This window comes from Dehalococcoidales bacterium (genome assembly GCA_041656115.1).
Classification (GTDB): domain Bacteria; phylum Chloroflexota; class Dehalococcoidia; order Dehalococcoidales; family UBA5627; genus UBA5627.
The window spans coordinates 107493-123904 of sequence record JBBAED010000001.1 but is presented as its reverse complement, the minus strand read 5'-3'; the positions used below and the strand labels follow the sequence as shown (position 1 = coordinate 123904).

At 44.9% G+C, this 16412-nt stretch carries 11 protein-coding genes; 5 read left to right on the top strand and 6 right to left on the bottom strand.

The genetic code is table 11. The features are described from left to right. Positions 1–21 precede the first annotated feature (21 nt). Together WC958_00555 and WC958_00550 are read right to left on the bottom strand one after the other, a co-directional pair. A complete protein-coding gene (locus tag WC958_00555) occupies positions 22–1404 on the bottom strand; it encodes a phage portal protein (protein MFA5628745.1) in 1383 nt (460 codons plus the stop codon). After that, positions 1394–1714: a hypothetical protein gene (locus tag WC958_00550; protein MFA5628744.1), complete on the bottom strand. Its 321-nt coding sequence runs from the start codon at positions 1712–1714 to the stop codon at positions 1394–1396. Before WC958_00550 ends, WC958_00555 begins: the two co-directional genes overlap by 11 nt. Positions 1715–1987: 273 nt before the next feature. On the opposite strand from WC958_00550, the gene WC958_00545 reads away from it, so the two are divergent. The 3 genes from WC958_00545 (at position 1988) to pheT (ending at position 8851) form a co-directional block, all read left to right on the top strand. Next, complete coding sequence (locus tag WC958_00545; protein ID MFA5628743.1) at positions 1988–4450, top strand: hypothetical protein; 2463 nt, start codon at positions 1988–1990, stop codon at positions 4448–4450. Positions 4451–5408: 958 nt separating this feature from the next. Further along, positions 5409–6452: a phenylalanine--tRNA ligase subunit alpha gene (gene pheS / locus WC958_00540; protein ID MFA5628742.1), complete on the top strand. Its 1044-nt coding sequence runs from the start codon at positions 5409–5411 to the stop codon at positions 6450–6452. A 2-nt stretch (positions 6453–6454) separates the two neighbouring features. Next, a complete protein-coding gene (pheT, locus tag WC958_00535) occupies positions 6455–8851 on the top strand; it encodes a phenylalanine--tRNA ligase subunit beta (GenBank protein MFA5628741.1) in 2397 nt (798 codons plus the stop codon). 76 nt (positions 8852–8927) lie between these two features. Here pheT and WC958_00530 read toward each other — a convergent pair whose 3' ends face one another. The 3 genes from WC958_00530 to WC958_00520 all read right to left on the bottom strand — a co-directional run bounded on the left by WC958_00530 (position 8928) and on the right by WC958_00520 (position 12346). Next, the gene (locus tag WC958_00530; GenBank protein ID MFA5628740.1) at positions 8928–9413 is read right to left on the bottom strand and encodes a zinc ribbon domain-containing protein; all 486 of its coding nucleotides are present in this window, start codon (positions 9411–9413) and stop codon (positions 8928–8930) included. A gap of 83 nt (positions 9414–9496) precedes the next feature. Further along, positions 9497–11194, bottom strand: a complete 1698-nt coding sequence (locus WC958_00525; GenBank protein MFA5628739.1) for a proline--tRNA ligase — start codon at positions 11192–11194, stop codon at positions 9497–9499. Positions 11195–12190: 996 nt separating this feature from the next. After that, a complete protein-coding gene (locus WC958_00520; GenBank protein ID MFA5628738.1) occupies positions 12191–12346 on the bottom strand; it encodes a hypothetical protein in 156 nt (51 codons plus the stop codon). A 184-nt stretch (positions 12347–12530) separates the two neighbouring features. Between WC958_00520 and WC958_00515 the strand changes: the two genes are divergently transcribed. Then, positions 12531–12887 carry a hypothetical protein gene (locus tag WC958_00515; GenBank protein ID MFA5628737.1) on the top strand — a complete coding sequence of 119 codons (357 nt, stop codon included), beginning with the start codon at positions 12531–12533 and terminating at the stop codon, positions 12885–12887. Next, positions 12877–14241, top strand: coding sequence for a hypothetical protein (locus WC958_00510; GenBank protein MFA5628736.1), 1365 nt, complete (start codon positions 12877–12879; stop codon positions 14239–14241). The genes WC958_00515 and WC958_00510 overlap by 11 nt, the downstream gene beginning before the upstream one ends. A gap of 550 nt (positions 14242–14791) precedes the next feature. On the opposite strand, the gene WC958_00505 is transcribed toward WC958_00510, so the two are convergent. Beyond that, complete coding sequence (locus WC958_00505) at positions 14792–16366, bottom strand: radical SAM protein (protein ID MFA5628735.1); 1575 nt, start codon at positions 16364–16366, stop codon at positions 14792–14794. Positions 16367–16412 lie beyond the last annotated feature (46 nt).

The following is a 16412-nucleotide window of genomic DNA, read 5'->3' as shown; positions in this document are numbered from 1 at the left end:
TTGTTTACCTCTGCTGTAATCTTAAAATCCTTCATTTGCAGCGCTTATTGCCCTCTCTCGCGTTTTGCCGGCGGTTCTTGGATTGTTTTCGTTATTCATTTTTAGAATGGAGGCTCTTTCCGTAAGCCAATCGTTAAATTCGGAATCGGGGTGCTTAATACCGATTTGCGACATTGCGGTACGCCTGGAATGGATTCCGTTTTGAACCAGTATTTGTTCGTTTGCCGCCAGTCCTGCCATATCGCGCGGAAGCACGGGGCTCCAAACCATACGCAAGTTTAAATTACCGAAATCCTCTCCCGTGTATTTGGAAAAGAGTTTTAATGCAAGCCTGTTGCGTTCGCAGTAGACGGTGTTGCGAATCAGCCTTTTACGCCAGACTTTTTGCAAAAGGGGTTGCATTTCAATTTCCAATGCGACCCCCGAGGTATTGCCGGACGTAGTGCCGAATGTGGCGCGCGGCGATTCGCCGAGGTCATGCAAAGTACGGTAAAGCAGGTTAATATACTCAATATGCAAGTTGACTCCACCCCCCTGTAATAAATCCAACAGGTAAGCCTTGGCTTCTTCGGGAATGTTCCAAACCGCCCCCGGGCTGACCGCAATATCTTCGGATTCCTCCACATTCTCCAAAACCGCAATCGGATTACCGGAAAGTTCCAGTATGCGCGCAAGCTGGCTTATGGCACGGTTCAGTTCGCATTGAGGTTCCGCCAGTTGGGTAATATCCGATTTCCCCCAAAACTTTTTGGGCTCGCGCAAGTTTGGGAAAATAACAAACGGTATAAACCCGTAGGGGTTAATTTTCTTTTCAATCAGGTTATTATCCACCCATAATTCAAAGAGATTTTCCGTCCAAACTTCGGTTATTTTTACCGCTTTCTCTTTTACCTTAACGCCGTAAAGCATGGCGCTTTCATCGGCGCTAAGGCTATATTGGGAGGCAACACGCCATATTTTGGAGCTGTCGTCGCCCGGCCACCAAGCGTAAATACCGGATACATCGGGGGCGGTGATTCTTACACGTTTATTTGCCGTATCCCAAGTTACTTTATAACAGGCATCTCCCAATATGGCGCAATCGGTCTCGGTATCGAAATCAAGCTGCTCCAAGCGATTATCGGCATATATTTGCCCCAAAACCCTCTCCGCAGCGGCGGCTTTATCCCTTGCCTCTTTGGTGTCATCCGAAGCATCCGCTTTGCAATAGGCTCCGGCCATCATATAAGCGGTCGTCTTATCAATAACCGCCCGCGCATAGTTAAAAGAAAGCTGTTTTTCACCGTAAGCATTCCCCGTTTGCCATTGGTTGCCGTTATAGAAATCCAGCATTCGGCGATAGTTATGAACCCGTGTTAAATCCGTTTGCTCCAAAACCTGCGGGTTAAAATTGTTATTTGTCATTGGTCTCCTTTCGAGTTGTGCTCAGGTGTGCTTGCCGTCGGTTTGCGAGCGCCCTTTGGATAGTGCGTACGCTTAATTTAAAGATAACCGCCAGTTCCTTAACATCCCTTTTTTCGTTGTTATAGAGGATTATAATTTCATTGTTTCGCTGTTCCTTGAGAAACTTCCTTATTCCGCCCGTTTCCTCGAGAACGCATTGCGGGAAAGGGCAGTTTAAGCAGGAATTGGCGAGCTCGCAGCCTTCATCTCTGTAATGGTAATTTTCGGGGAGCGGGTCCGACTCAGCGTTAGCGGGTAAATCTATATCCATAACTTACAACTCCGTAATCTATTCCTTCAGCTCATATCTTGCCGAGTGGTATAAAAATAGCACAAATGTTCTAAATAGGTCAATAACGTCCTGTCACAAGCGGACGGCAAAAAATATTATTGCCAAAAAGGTAACTTTTTATAGCCGCGGACGTTATTAATTACGTATGGATTAGCTTGACAAAAAAGGCTCATACGTTTATTCTGTATAACAACAAAAACAGATATAAAACACAAGAATTGATTGTCGAGAATTTTATTGGGGAGGAAATTAGTGAAAAAGAAAATGTTACGAGTGCTGGGGGTGTTTATTACGTTGGCGTTGATGCTGACGGCTCTTCCGGCCTCTATTGCTTCGGCGGCGACTGTTAGCAGTCTGGTTATTAAAAATATTCAAGGGAATGCTACCAACAACACCTATTACAACAAATCGGAGGGTGTAAAAGGCGACAATTTTTCGGTTACACTAACCGGTTCCCAAGCACATAGATTTTCTCTGTTTTTCTCCAGTCAGAAAGCCAAGGTTGGGGACGATATTGATACCGAAGTTAAAGCCTATAAAGAATGGGTTGGTATTCTAAGCACTTCACCCGGTGACAGTGCCTTTGTTAACACTTTAACAATTCCCAGCAGTTTAACTGACGGTGCAGACAAACTGCACACTATGCACGGCGGAACTTATTATCTCTATGTCACAGAATACACGCCTGCATCCGGGGTTGTTGAGGAAAGCAAAGGTACTAAAATATTATATGTTACCGAATTTTATATGCACGGCATTGCATCGGCATCAATCGATACTACCAGCGGGTTTGTCGGTGATGAAGTTGTGATTTCCGGTACCGGCTTTGCCAAAGACGAAGCCCTGATAGTGACATTTGCCGGCAGAGATATAACCAGTGAAATAGGAGAGCCTTGGACGGGTATCGACGGTTCATTCAATTTAGAACTTTTAGTTCCTGATGCAGTAAACGGTGAACAAAAAGTTAAAGTTACCGGTGAAGATTCTCAAGCAACCTTTGAGTTTAAGTACACGGTAAAGGCATCTTTATCGATAACGCCCGATGTTTGCCAAGCAGGTACATTGCTTACCATTAAAGGTACAGGATTTGATTACAGGAGCGGTGTAAATTTCTTCCTTAACGGGACAATTATATCCCCTACCGAAATAACATGGCTCGTTGACAGCACCTACAAAAGAACAAATAATTTTGGTTCTTTTACCGTTACCTATGTTATTCCCGAAACTACGCTCCCCGGTTCTTATGCAATTAAAGCTGAGGATAGCAATAAAAGCTCGATTAATTATACCGGGCATTTTGAAATCCTTTTAAATTCCGTAATTGAATTAAGTAAAAATAAAGGAAACGTTGGCGATACAATTACCGTAAACGGCAATACTTTCACTTCCGGAAGCACAGTTACCATCCTGTTTGACGGCGTATCTGTCGGTACCGCCACTGTCAGTACTTCCGGAAAGTTTACCAAAGATATTATTATCCCCGAGAGTACTTGCAATGTTCATTCAATTAAAGTCGGTAACGTCGAAAAGAGCTTTACCGTCGAACCCAAATTAAATATAAACAAAACCGAGGGTATCGGTGGAATGAAAATTACTGTTGAAGGTAACGGTTTTGCTGCCAGTACGAATATTGGTTTGGAATTCGGAGACAACGATATCGACATAAACGGCGGTGACGTGACTACCGGCGCAAAGGGCAGTTTCTCGTTAAACTTCATTGTTCCCGCAAAGAGCCCCGGTAAATACGATGTAACCGTCACAGCCGGTTCCGTAAAAAGCGTTGAATTCAATATAGTTGAGCCTTCCGTTACCTTAGATGTCAACCAAGGTGAAGTCGGCGATATGATTATCGTTACCGGTTCTTATTTTGCGGCAGGCAAAAAAGCAACGCTTATGATTGGTGACAATAAAGTAAATGAAGCGCTTGTTGATGGCGATGGCAGCTTTGCTGCCGGGTTCATAATTCCTTCGATTGCCGGCGGTGAACAGACCCTTATTATTAGTGATGGGACTACCGCTAAAGTTGTCAAATTTACGGTTAACGCCAGCGCTACAATCAGTCCGACCGGCGGCAACGTTGGCAATCAGGTTACTATTAAGGGTGAAGGTTTTACCCCCAACAAGAGCGTTACCATTACTTACAATGGTGCTGCCTTACAATCATCCACTCCGATTGTTGTTGGCTCCGCAGGCAATTTTAATGTTGCCTTTATTATTCCGGCCAGCCACGGCGGTGAGAATGCAATTGGGGTAACCGACAGTATCGCTTCAGTTGAATTAACTTTTGATATGGAAACAACCCCGCCCCCCGCACCGGCATTGACGTCTCCGTTAAGCACCACCAAACAGAAAGGGATTGTTACTTTTGAATGGGGTGCGGTTAGCGATTTGAGCCTGCCGATAACTTATACCTTGCAGATTGCAACCGATAGCAATTTCAACAGTAAAGTAATTGAGCGCAATTTATCAAACACAACTTATACCCTAACCGATGCCGAAAAACTGGCAAAACTGGCTGATAACGGGCACTATTACTGGAGAGTGATTGCTACCGATGCTGCCGGTAACGCTTCATCCCCTTCCGCGGTGAACACGTTTGTAGTCGGCGGTGGATTCCCCGCCTGGTTAACATGGCTTTGGGTTGGCCTCGGTGTTGTGGTTGTATTTATCTTTGCTGTCTGGTTGGGCAGAAGAATGGCCTACAGCTCCTACTAAAAACCCGAACTGAATTTAGAATTCGAAATCAATTACCCCCTCTGAAAACGAGGGGGTAATTTTTTATGAGGAAACGATACTGTCTTTGCGAGGAGTGAGCCTTTAGGCAAGTGACATGGCAATCTCGCCCTTGTCATCCTGAATGAAATGAAGGATCTAAGAGGACGGGAAATGTAGGCTATTAGGTTGCCTCGGAATTACGAAAGAGGCATCGTCCTACCATAAAATCCATTGCCGAACGCTGCACTATTCGCTAACCCCTAGATTCTTCGCTATGCTCAGAATGACAAGTTATAAACGTCTTTGCGAGGAATGAGCCGTCAGGCGAGTGACGTGGCAATCTCCAACAAATGAATACCTCTTGATTTATTAGAGATTGCTTCGCTGCACTCGCAAAGACAAAAAGAAATACCTCAGCCGTTCGTGGTGAGCCTGTCGAACCATAACGGCGGTCGGATGGTAATCTTCGTTTTCACCCGTTCGTTGGACCCTTCGACAAGCTCAGGGCGAACGGGCTTTTTTTGTCACCTTGCTTTTCCTCTTTGTCATCCTGAATGAAATGAAGGATCTAAGAGGACGAGAAATATAGACTATGAGGTACCCTCAGAATCAAAAAAGAGACATAGTCCTGTCCTAAAATACGTTACCGAACACTACACTATCCGCTAACCCCCAGATTATTCGACAAGCTCAGAATGACAATAATAGTAACGTCTTTGCGAGGAACGAGCCTTTAGGCGAGTGACGTGGCAATCTCCAACAAATGAATACCTCTTGATTTATTAGAGATTGCTTCGCTGCGCTCGCAAAGACAAATGAGATGGTACTCAGAATGATAAAAAGAGCGCCCAAGACAACAAAAAGCAACATAACTCTAAACAAAACCTCTCAGAATTTGACCCTCCCAGTCACAATGGCATATAATCCTCAAATAAAAACAAAGCAAGAATTAAAGAAAATGAGTATTTTAGAACAACTGGAAGAACTGAAACAGCAAGCCGTTTGCGAACTTGACGCCATAGACGACAACAAAAAACTGGATTTATGGCGGGTTCAATATATGGGCAAAAAAAGCAGGCTTAATGAGGTCTTGCGTGGGCTGGCAGCCTTATCTATTGAAGAAAAGAAGACCGTTGGCGGTCGCGCCAATCAGCTTAAGCAGGAACTGGAAGCCATCTTAAAAGAAAAAGAAACCGTGCTTGGTGAAAAAATGGTTTCCGCCAAAGGCGAAGAAGCCATTGATATCTCACTGCCGGGGCGCAAGCCGCCGATTGGGCAGCTACACCCCATTTCACAAGTTATCGATGAAATGTGCCGCATATTTATTTCGATGGGTTTTCAGGTTGTCGAGGGCCCCGAAGTAGAATGGGACCGTTATAACTTCGATATGCTTAATATCCCCAAAGAACATCCGGCGCGCGATAATATGCAGACACTTTGGGTGGATTATGAGAACGAACAGGGCGAACGGCCGATGCTTCTTAGGACTCATACCTCGCCGATGCAGGTCCGTGTAATGGAGCAAATCGAGCCGCCGCTGCGGATTGTTGTTCCCGGTAAGGTTTACAGATATGAGGCGATTGATGCCACCCATATCCCAATGTTTACCCAAATTGAAGGATTGGCAGTCGATAAAGGGATTACTTTAGCAGACTTAAAGGGCACACTTTACGAATTTGTCCGCCGTTATTTCGGTTCGGATCGCAAAGCACGTTTCCGCTGCGATTTCTTCCCGTTTGTTGAACCCGGTGTGGAGATGTCAATCGAATGTATTGTTTGTAAAGGTGTCGGCTGCCGCGTATGTAGTAACAGCGGCTGGCTGGAGATACTCGGTGCCGGAATGGTTCATCCGAGGGTTTTGGAAGGGGTTGGAATCGACCCGACCGTTTACAGCGGATTTGCTTTTGGTATGGGTATTGAAAGGATTCCGATGTTACGTTACGGAATAGACGACATACGGCTCTTTTACGGCAACGACCTTAGATTTTTGAGGCAGTTTTAATTATGAAGATACCTATTAAGTGGCTTAAAGATTATGTAGATATAGATTTATCCCCCAAAGAGTTGGCACATGCGCTGACAATGTCGGGGACCGAATCCGAAATCAGATATATCGGGGAAAGCTGGGAAGGCGTTATTATCGGACAAATTGCTGCTATTGACCCCCACCCCAACGCCGATAGGTTAAGACTTGCCACCGTCGATACCGGAAGCGGGCTGCAAACAGTAGTTTGCGGTGCCCCCAACCTCACCGTCGGCGATAAAATTGCCTATGCATCGATTGGCGCTAATTTGATTGACGGATATACCGGAGAAAAATCGATTCTAAAACCGGCAAAGATTCGCGGTGTTGAATCCTGCGGTATGGTTTGTTCCGAAAGAGAACTGGGCTTATCCGATGAACATGAGGGGATTTTGGTATTGGCGCCGGAAGCACCTTTAGGGAAAGGTTTAGCCGAGTTTCTTTCCGATATTATTCTTGATATAGATGTTACCCCCAACCGCCCCGATTTACTGTCCGTAATCGGTGTTGCTTGGGAAGTGGCGGCAATTACCGATAAAAAAGTGAAACTACCGGATTTAACTTATGATGAAGTCGGTGAAGCGATAGAAGGGCAAGTTTCAATATCAATCGCAGACCAAGATTTATGCTCGCGCTATTCGGCAAGTTTAATAACCGGGGTCAAAATAGAGGAATCGCCCGAATGGCTTAAGCAGCGTTTAACGGCTTGCGGTATTCGCCCAATCAGTAATATCGTTGATATTACAAACTACGTAATGTTGGAGTACGGGCAACCCTTACACAGTTTCGATTACGATAAAATAAAAACCAATAAAATAGTTATTCGCCGTGCCCAATGTGGCGAAGTTATCCGAACACTCGACGACGTTGAGCGTAAATTAACCGAAAATACATTAATGATTACCGACGGCGAAAAATCGGTTGCGATTGCCGGTGTGATGGGCGGGGCAAACAGCGATATAACGGAAAATGCCGCTTCAATACTAATCGAATCTGCTAACTTCAATTCCGCAAGTATTCATTACACCAGTCATAGCCTAAAGCTTGTGAGCGAAGCCAGTATGCGGTTTGAGAGGGGGATTCGCCCCGACTTAACCGTTTACGCCCTGCGACGCGCAACTCAGCTGATATTGCAAATCGCGGGCGGCTGTGCGGCAAAGGGAATTGTAGATGTCTATCCGCAAAAATACGAACAAAAGCCCTTGATTTTGCGCCGCAGTGAAATAAAACGCATTCTCGGTGTTGAATTCAGTAACGAACAAGTGCTTGCCACGCTTAAAGGGCTGGGATTTGAGGTTAATATCGAATCCGACAGTGAATATTCGGTTAAAGCCCCTTGCTGGCGCAGCGATATCAATATTGAAGTTGATGTTATCGAAGAGCTGGCACGCATTATCGGTTATGAAAATATTCCCACTACACTTCTGAGCGGTTCGATTGCTCATCAGGAGCCGAACTATTTGATGGACCTCAAAAACCGTGTACGGCAAACCTTAGTCGGTTTTGGTTTTGATGAGGTGATTAACTATTCTTTAACCAATGTAGAAATGCTGGCGAAGGCTTATGCTTCAAACGCTTTGCAAAAAGAACCGGTTAAATTGTACAACGCAATGAGCGCCGAGCAAGAATATCTGCGCACCAATTTACGAAGCGGGCTTTTAGCGATATTGGAATCCAATTTAAGGCACGAAGAAGGCCCGGTACGCATTTTTGAACTGAATCGCATTTATATTAAGCGTGATAATAACCTGCCGAATGAACCCGAAATCCTTTGTGGGCTGATGTATAATCCCGAGCAGGAAAAGGTTTGGCCGACTAATACCCCGCCGTTTGATTTCTTTACGGTAAAGGGTGTTGCGGAAAGCCTGCTTTCCTCTTTGTATGTCAGAGCGGATTTTAAAGCAAGTGACGACGACAGCTTACGCCCCGGACATCAGGCGGAAATTGTTGTTAGCGGCAGTAAAATCGGTGTTCTCGGAGAGGTCCACCCCAAGGTGGCTGCGGCCTTTGATATTACCGGGAAGATCTTTATGTTTGAGCTGAATATTTCAACGCTTCTCTCGTTTGCTTTACGTTCCGGCGGTTATAAACCGATTGCTCGTTTCCCGTCCGTGATTAGGGATATTGCCCTTGTTTTGGATAACAATGTAACCCATAAACAGATTGTCGATATCATTAAAAAGTTTTCTTTGGTAAACGAAGTAATCCTTTTTGATGTTTATACCGGTAAGCAGGTTGAGGCCGGTAAAAAATCAGTTGCTTACAGACTGCTTTTCCAATCCGCGGAGCAGACGCTTACCGATGTCGCGGTGGATAAAGTCCTTGAGCAAATCCTGAAAAAACTGCAAGGCGCACTTGGGGTAACATTAAGAGCGTAATCGGTTTGTTTCGGTAAAAATTACGCCCTGTCGGTTATCGGCAGGGCGTTTTCATTTTGTTCTATTTTTTTAGAAGCTATTCTTCAAATTCGGTGCCGCATTCGTGGCAGAAGTTGTCGTCTTCCGCTACAAGTGAACCGCATTCATCACAGGGGATATTTCTGGGATCTTTTGGCTCTTCTTTTTGTTTCGGTGCAGGTTTTTTATCTGCCGGCGGTGTATAAGAAACACCGGCAATGCCGATTCCGATACCGAGAGTAAGCCCAATGATTCCCATTTTCATCCAAAGGTCATAACTCGGGTCAGCCGATAAGAATCCGGCCACAACACCGGCGATAATACCCCACATTACAAACTTAGACAGTTTATTACCGCTTACCACAAATCCGATGGTAACGTTAACAATAAAACCAATCAGAAGCCACCCCAAAATCCATAGCAAAGTGCTCCCGTCATCCATTCCGTTGAGGTATGCAAAAAGGACTCCGGCCACACCGATTCCGATTGCTCCCACTAATGCCGAGAAGAAAAATCTCTTTAATTTAGCAAACATTGCAAACATAAATATTTCCCCATCCTTTTTTGTAATGTTTAGGTCTTTATTATAGCAATAAATAACAAAAAATCGGAAAAAGCCGGGCTGAGCTAGCCCGCCAGTATTGCCTTAACCTTTTCAATCGCTTCGTTAACGGGAATAAGCTCCGCCGTTTTTTCCGAACGCCGCTTTATTTCGATGCACCCTTTTTCCAGTGAACGCGGGCTAACGGTAATTCGCAGCGGAATTCCTAAAAGGTCGGCATCGTTAAATTTAATTCCGGTAGATTCGTTGCGGTCATCGTAAAGTACCTCTATGCCACAGAGTTCCAATTCTTTGTAGAGTTCCTCCGCTTTTTCGGCAACTTGTAAGTTTTCCATAAATAGCGGGCAAATATGAACCTGATAGGGGGCAATATTTTTAGGCCAAATAATGCCTTTATCGTCATGGTTAACCTCAATGGCGGCTGCCATTAACCTGCCGACACCGATACCGTAACAGCCCATCACTATCGGTTTTGATTCGCCGTTTGCGTCAATATAATAGGCTCCCAGCTTTTCGCTTAAGAAAGTCCCCAGTTTAAATACATGCCCTAACTCTATACCGCGATCAACAGATAATTCGAAACCGCATTTTGCACAACCGTCACCGACGGCTGCCAGCGCAATATCGGCAATTAAATCAGCTTCAAAATCCCTGGGGAAGTTGACGTTTTTAATATGAAAATCGGTTTTATTGCCGCCGGCAACAAAGTTTGTTCCGACGCCAACCGATTCATCAACCACAACTTTCACGTTCTTGAGCCCGATTGGCGATGCAAATCCGGCAACTATCCCTTTGGCGGTAACTTCTTCTTCGGTTGCCAGCCTTAGTTCGGCACAGCGTAAAAGGTTCTTTAATTTTACTTCGTTTACATCTATATCGCCGCGCAAACAAACAAAAATAAATTCTTCGTCGGCAACATAGAAAACGGCTTTTAACGTATTTATCGGTTCGATTCCCAAGTAGTTACACACTTCTGCGATAGTTTTACAACCGGGGGTGGCAACTTCCTCCGTCGCCAGCGGTTCGCCGTTGTTGGCTTCGGGTTTGATACTTTTTGCCTTTTCGGCATTAGCGGCATTCCCGCAATTTTTGCAGTAGATAATTTCATCTTCGCCCATTTCGGAAACGGCCATAAATTCATTGGAATCTTTGCCTCCGATTGCTCCGCTATCGGCTTCAATCATAATAACCGGCAGCCCGCATCTGGCAAAGATATTTTCGTAAGCGGTAACCATTTTACGGTAACTGATATCTAACCCTTCGGCATCGGTATCAAAACTGTAAAGGTCTTTCATCACAAATTCACGTACGCGTACCAGCCCGCCTCTGGGACGCAGTTCGTCACGGAATTTGGTTTGGATTTGGTATAAAAGCAAAGGCAGTTCACGGTAACTCTGAACGGTGCGCCCAACCAAATCGGTCACAACTTCTTCATGAGTGGGCCCCAGCGCCAATTCGCGTTCTTTGCGGTCATATAAGCGGAACAGATTTTTCCCAAATCCGCTAACCCTACCCGATTTTTCCCAGAGTTCAATCGGTTGTAAGACCGGCATACATATTTCCTGCCCGCCGGCTTTGTCCATTTCATCTCTGATAATATTTTCTATTTTATACAACGCACGAAGCGCCAACGGTAAATACGAATAAACACCGGCGGTAAGCTGGCGAATCATGCCGGTACGCAGCATCAGTTGATGGCTGACTGTATCGGCTTCTGCCGGAATCTCCCTTTGAGTCTTTCCGAATAACTGTGATAAGCGCATATATTAATTGAACTCCTTTTAAGCAACAATCAGGGCGTATGCCGGTTCTAAAACTTAACAAAAAGGTTTGTTTATTAGATATTATAAACCAGAGCTTTAAATTAAGCTACACCGTATTTAATTAAGCTTGTTCGATGTGGAGGGAAATTAATTTTACTCATGTAAGACCATTCTCGATAGGAAAGCGATGCATCTCTCCTTTGTCTTTGCTATCATGTCTTTGCGAGCGTAGCGAAGCAATTCCCCTTGTCTTTGCGAGCACAGCGAAGCAATCTCATATAGATTAATTCCTTGGAGATTGCCGCGTCACTCGCCTAAAGGCTCATTCCTCGCAAAGACATTTCTATTATTGTCATTCTGAGCCTGCCGAAGAATCTAGGGGTTAGCGGATAGTGCAGTGTTCGGTTGCGGATTTAATCGTAGGACGATGCCTCTTCTTTGATGCCGAGGCAACCTAATAGCCTGCACTTCCCGTCCTCTTAGATCCTTCACTATGTTCAGGATGACAAATGGGAAAAGCAGGATGACATTACCTTTGTCTTTGCGAGCGTAGCGAAGCAATCTCTAATAAATTCGTAGGAGATTGCCACGTCGCTCACCTAAAGGCTCGCTCCTCGCAAAGACGATTATAACTTGTCATTCTGAGCTTGTCGAAGAATCTGGGGGTTAGCGAATAGTATACCGTTCGATTAGCAAATCACGTCTGGACGATGCCTCTTTTTTGTTTCTGAGGCGACCTCATAGCCTATACTTCCTGTCCTCTTAGATCCTTCACTGCGTTCAGGATGACAAAATGAGATTGCCGCGTCACTCGCCTAAAGGCTCATTCCTCGCAAAGACGTTTCTATTATTGTCATTCTGAGCTTGTCGAAGGGTTCAACGAACGGGGAGAAAACGAGGATTACAATCCGTCAGCCGTTATGGTTCAATTTTCGGGTAAATAAAAAGAGGGCAGGGTTTTTATCCCCGCCCTCTTCCACGTAAAAGCGCTTTAAACTAGGCTTCATTCTCCAAAATTTTCTTTTTCAGGGTCTCCCATTCGCTTCTTTTCAGAACGCAGAGGTTTCCTTCTTCACCGATTTCGACCTTTTCTTCGTCGATTTTTACCACCGGGCAGCAGCTCTTTTCGCCACAAAGGGTAATAATTTTCATGTACAACCTCCATAAATTAATTTATACATCCCTGTGTATGACGTTATTATACAACATTAATAATACCTTGTACCAGACAAAAGTCACAAAATAACGACAATATTTCATATAATGCTAAGAACATATGTGCTATTATTATCGCCGTAAATAAGCGGAGAACAATTTGGTGTAAAGGAGTAAAGAATTGACTGAAAGAACAAGAAAAGGCGCACCGATAGGCAACCAATATGCTCGCAAGCACGGTTTTTACTCGCGAGTGCTTGACGAAGATGAACAAAATGATTTTGAAATGGCAACCGTCGTTTACGGTATTGACGATGAAATAGCCTTATTGCGAACCAAAATTAAGTCTGTATTAAGGCACGACCCGGAAAATATGGATTTAATTATGAAAGCTCTAACCACTCTCGGCGGTTTGGTCAGAACCAGATACAGTATCGATAAAAACGATAAAAGCGGGCTTAAAGAGGCGATTGCAAATGTTTTAAGGGATATTGCCTTGCCGCTCGGTATCACCATCGGGAAGATATTTGATAAATAGATTACGCCCCTATCAAAAAGAAATTGCCGTCGCCGTATTAGGGAGTGTTTTGAATCGCAAAGGACATACCTTTTCGGTGGAAATAGCACGCCAAGGGGGTAAGAATGAGCTTTCGGCACAAATAGAACTGCTGTTGATGACTATCTTTATGCCAAACTCTAAAAATCTGATTAAGTGCGCCCCGACCTTTAAGCCGCAAGCGCTGATTTCAATGTCAAGGCTCAAGGATAGGCTCATTGATGCCGGTTTTACCGGTATTTATACAACCGAGCAGGGGCATATTATCAGGCTGGGTTTTTGCCGCGCTGTTTTCCTTTCGGCAGAGGAATCGGCCAATGTCGTCGGGAATACCGCTCATATACTGCTGGAAATCGATGAATCGCAAGATATCGGCAAAGATAAATATAACAAAGACTTTAAACCGATGGGCAGTACAACCAACGTAACCACCGTGCATTACGGCACCGCTTGGGACGAGCAGACACTCCTTGAAGAAATCAAGCAACATAATCTGGAACTGGAAAAGAAAGACGGAATTAAACGGCATTATCGTTACGATTGGCAGGAAGTGGCAAAATATAACCCTGACTATCTGCAATACATAGAAACGGAAAGGGCGCGGCTCGGAGAAAATCATCCTCTTTTTCGTACTCAATACCGTCTACTGCCGATTAGCGGAGGAGGCGGTTTTCTGGACGCACAGCAAAGAGCACAGTTACAGGGAAACCATCAAAGGTTAAACCGGCCGGAGAGGGGCAAAGTTTATGTTGCGGGGGTCGATATTGCCGGTGAAGCGGCGGAAGATTATCTTCTAAAAACCTTAAATCCGAAGCAGGATTCAACGGTGATAACCGTAGGTGAACTTGATTATTCCGCTTTAGACAGTGTACAAAACGAGCCGAGGCTTAAAATCGTCGAACATTATCGTTGGAACGGTAAGAAGCATACCGATTTGTATCCGCAGCTGGCCGATATTTTGGGCAATATCTGGAACTGCCGTAAGATTGTAATTGATTCTACCGGTATCGGGCTGACAGTGAGCTCTTTTTTAAGAAAAGCGCTGGGAGCAAAGGTTATCCCTTTTGTCTTTAGTTCAAGCTCCAAATCGCAATTGGGCTTTAATCTGCTGGCTGCCGTTAATTCCGGACGATTGAAGATGTATCAAGGAGATGGGTCTGCGGAATACGCCGAATTTTGGGAACAGATTGAGAAAGCACGAAGTTTTTATCGACCCAACCAATTGATGAACTTTTTTGTTGATCCGTCTCAAGGGCACGATGATTTTTTGATGAGCCTGGCGCTGCTTGTGGAAGCCGGGAGAAGTTATACGCCGCGGAAAGCGACGGGTAAGTAGGATTTGTTATCCTGAGCTTGTCGAAGGGTCAAACGAACGGGTGGAAACGAGGATTACTATTCGTCCGCCGTTATGGTTCGACAGGCTCACCACGAACGGCTGGGATAACTACCTTGTCTTTGCGAGCGCAGCGAAGCAATCTCATATAAATTCATATTAGATTGCCACGTCACTCGTCTAACGGCTCACTCCTCGCAAAGACGTTACTACTATTGTCATTCTGAGCTTGTCGAAGAATCTAGGGGTTAACGAATAGTGTAGCGTTCGGTTAGCAAATCACATCCAGACGATGCCTCTGTCTTGTTTCTGAAGGTGACCTCATAGCCTAGATTTCCCGTCCTCTTAGATCCTTCACTGCGTTCAGGATGACAAAAGTGAAAGGCAGGATAATAAAAAACCGTTCGCCCTGAGCCTGTCGAAGGGTCCAAAGAACGGGGAGAAATGAGGATTACTGTTCGTGCGCCGTTATGGTTCGACAGGCTCACCACGAACGGCTAAACCTTTGTCTTTGCAAGCGTAGCGAAGCAAAAAAAGAGGCATCGTCCCACTTCTAAAACAGTGTCGCCCGTTCAAATTCCGTCTGCAGTTTGTCTTTATCGGTCCCGCAGTCGATAAATCCCCACGGGAGCTTCTCTGCGGTATCCCACTCCCTAACAGTATAATAATCAAGGTCTATTTCCAGCTCTTTAGCCTTACGTTTCCATTCCGAAAGCGTAACCGATTCAACAGCGGCAAGTAATTCCGCTATTTTACTGTCGCCTCGCGATAACACCGCTTGTACCAAACTCCAAGCCGTACTTTCATTCTTAACCTGCACTCCCAGCGGAATCAATTTCTTTTTAAGAAAGGTCAAACGTCTATTTAATATTTTCTCATCCGCCATCGGCATCCACTGAAAGGGTGTCCCTGCTTTAGGAATAAACTGAGCAACATTGATATCGATACGGCAACCGGCTAATTTCTTAACAAGGATATCCTTACATTTTAAGACCAGCGTTACTATTTCCTGCACATCTTCGTCGGTTTCCGAAGGCAGTCCGATCATAAAATAAAACTTAAGCGTTTTAAGCGGATACTCCGTAACCTTCTCAACTGCTTGGATTATGTCATCTTCGCTGATACGTTTGTTAATTACATCGCGCAAACGCTGTGAACCGGCTTCCGGCGCCAGTGTTAGGGTTTGCGCCCCGCTTTCCACAATCGCTTTTAATACCGATTCATAGAGAGGTTTGATACGCATTGAACTAATTGATATCCCCGCCCCCAAACCGCGGATGGCAGCGATTATCTCTTCAATTTGCGGATGGTCGGAAACGACCGCCCCCACCAATCCGATGCGGTCCCGGAATTCCACCCCCTCCTTGGCCTGTTTAATAATGCTTTCGGCGGAATGGAAACGTATCGGACTAAAGGCCTTCCCCACCATACAAAAACGACAGCCCCAATTGCAGCCTCGTTCAGCCTCTATCAGATACAAATTCCCCAGCTCGGTTTCGGTTGTTAATACCGCGGTTACAGGTATATCTTCCAATTCCGATAAATATTGGCGAATAATTTTTTTACCGGTATAAAACTGCGGAACATACAATCCCGGCAAATTTGAAAGGGCTTCCAGTTTTTGGTCACGTGTAAGATTGACATCGGCAAGCACCGGTAACATAGAGGGCATAAGAGCCTCGGCTTCCCCGATACACATACAATCCAAAAAAGGAGCCAGCGGCACGGGGTTGGAAATAATACAAGGTCCGCCGGCAATTATAATCGGGTCGTTTGCATTGCGTTCTTCGGCATATAAAGAGATTGCGCTTTGTTTAATAAGGTCGATTACATTAAAATAATCCAATTCATAGGAAACCGTAAAGGCCAGAACCGGGAATTCGTTTATCTCACGTAAATTTTCCAAACTGTAAAGCATCCCTTCTTCATAGAAAATACGTTCACAAACAACATCGCCATAGGCATTTAGCATCCGATAAAGGAATTGCATCCCCAGATTCGACATCCCGATATAATAAGAATTGGGATAAATTAAACCGACAGGAAGCCTGCCGCCCCAATTTTTAACGATTGTGCCTTGCTCTTTGCGGACTAAATCTTCCCCTTTACTGTATTTATCCCTGCTCATTTTTCCTAACTGTAATTAAATATTATCACCTATGAATATAACGCCT

What these genes read in the sequence shown, in the direction of transcription:
- WC958_00555 (MFA5628745.1), bottom strand. Translation starts at nt 1,404, where the DNA reads ATGACAAATAACAATTTTAACCCGCAGGTTTTGGAGCAAACGGATTTA.
- WC958_00550 (MFA5628744.1), bottom strand. Translation starts at nt 1,714, where the DNA reads ATGGATATAGATTTACCCGCTAACGCTGAGTCGGACCCGCTCCCCGAA.
- pheS (MFA5628742.1), top strand. Translation starts at nt 5,409, where the DNA reads ATGAGTATTTTAGAACAACTGGAAGAACTGAAACAGCAAGCCGTTTGC.
- pheT (MFA5628741.1), top strand. Translation starts at nt 6,455, where the DNA reads ATGAAGATACCTATTAAGTGGCTTAAAGATTATGTAGATATAGATTTA.
- WC958_00530 (MFA5628740.1), bottom strand. Translation starts at nt 9,413, where the DNA reads ATGTTTGCAATGTTTGCTAAATTAAAGAGATTTTTCTTCTCGGCATTA.
- WC958_00525 (MFA5628739.1), bottom strand. Translation starts at nt 11,194, where the DNA reads ATGCGCTTATCACAGTTATTCGGAAAGACTCAAAGGGAGATTCCGGCA.
- WC958_00520 (MFA5628738.1), bottom strand. Translation starts at nt 12,346, where the DNA reads ATGAAAATTATTACCCTTTGTGGCGAAAAGAGCTGCTGCCCGGTGGTA.
- WC958_00505 (MFA5628735.1), bottom strand. Translation starts at nt 16,366, where the DNA reads ATGAGCAGGGATAAATACAGTAAAGGGGAAGATTTAGTCCGCAAAGAG.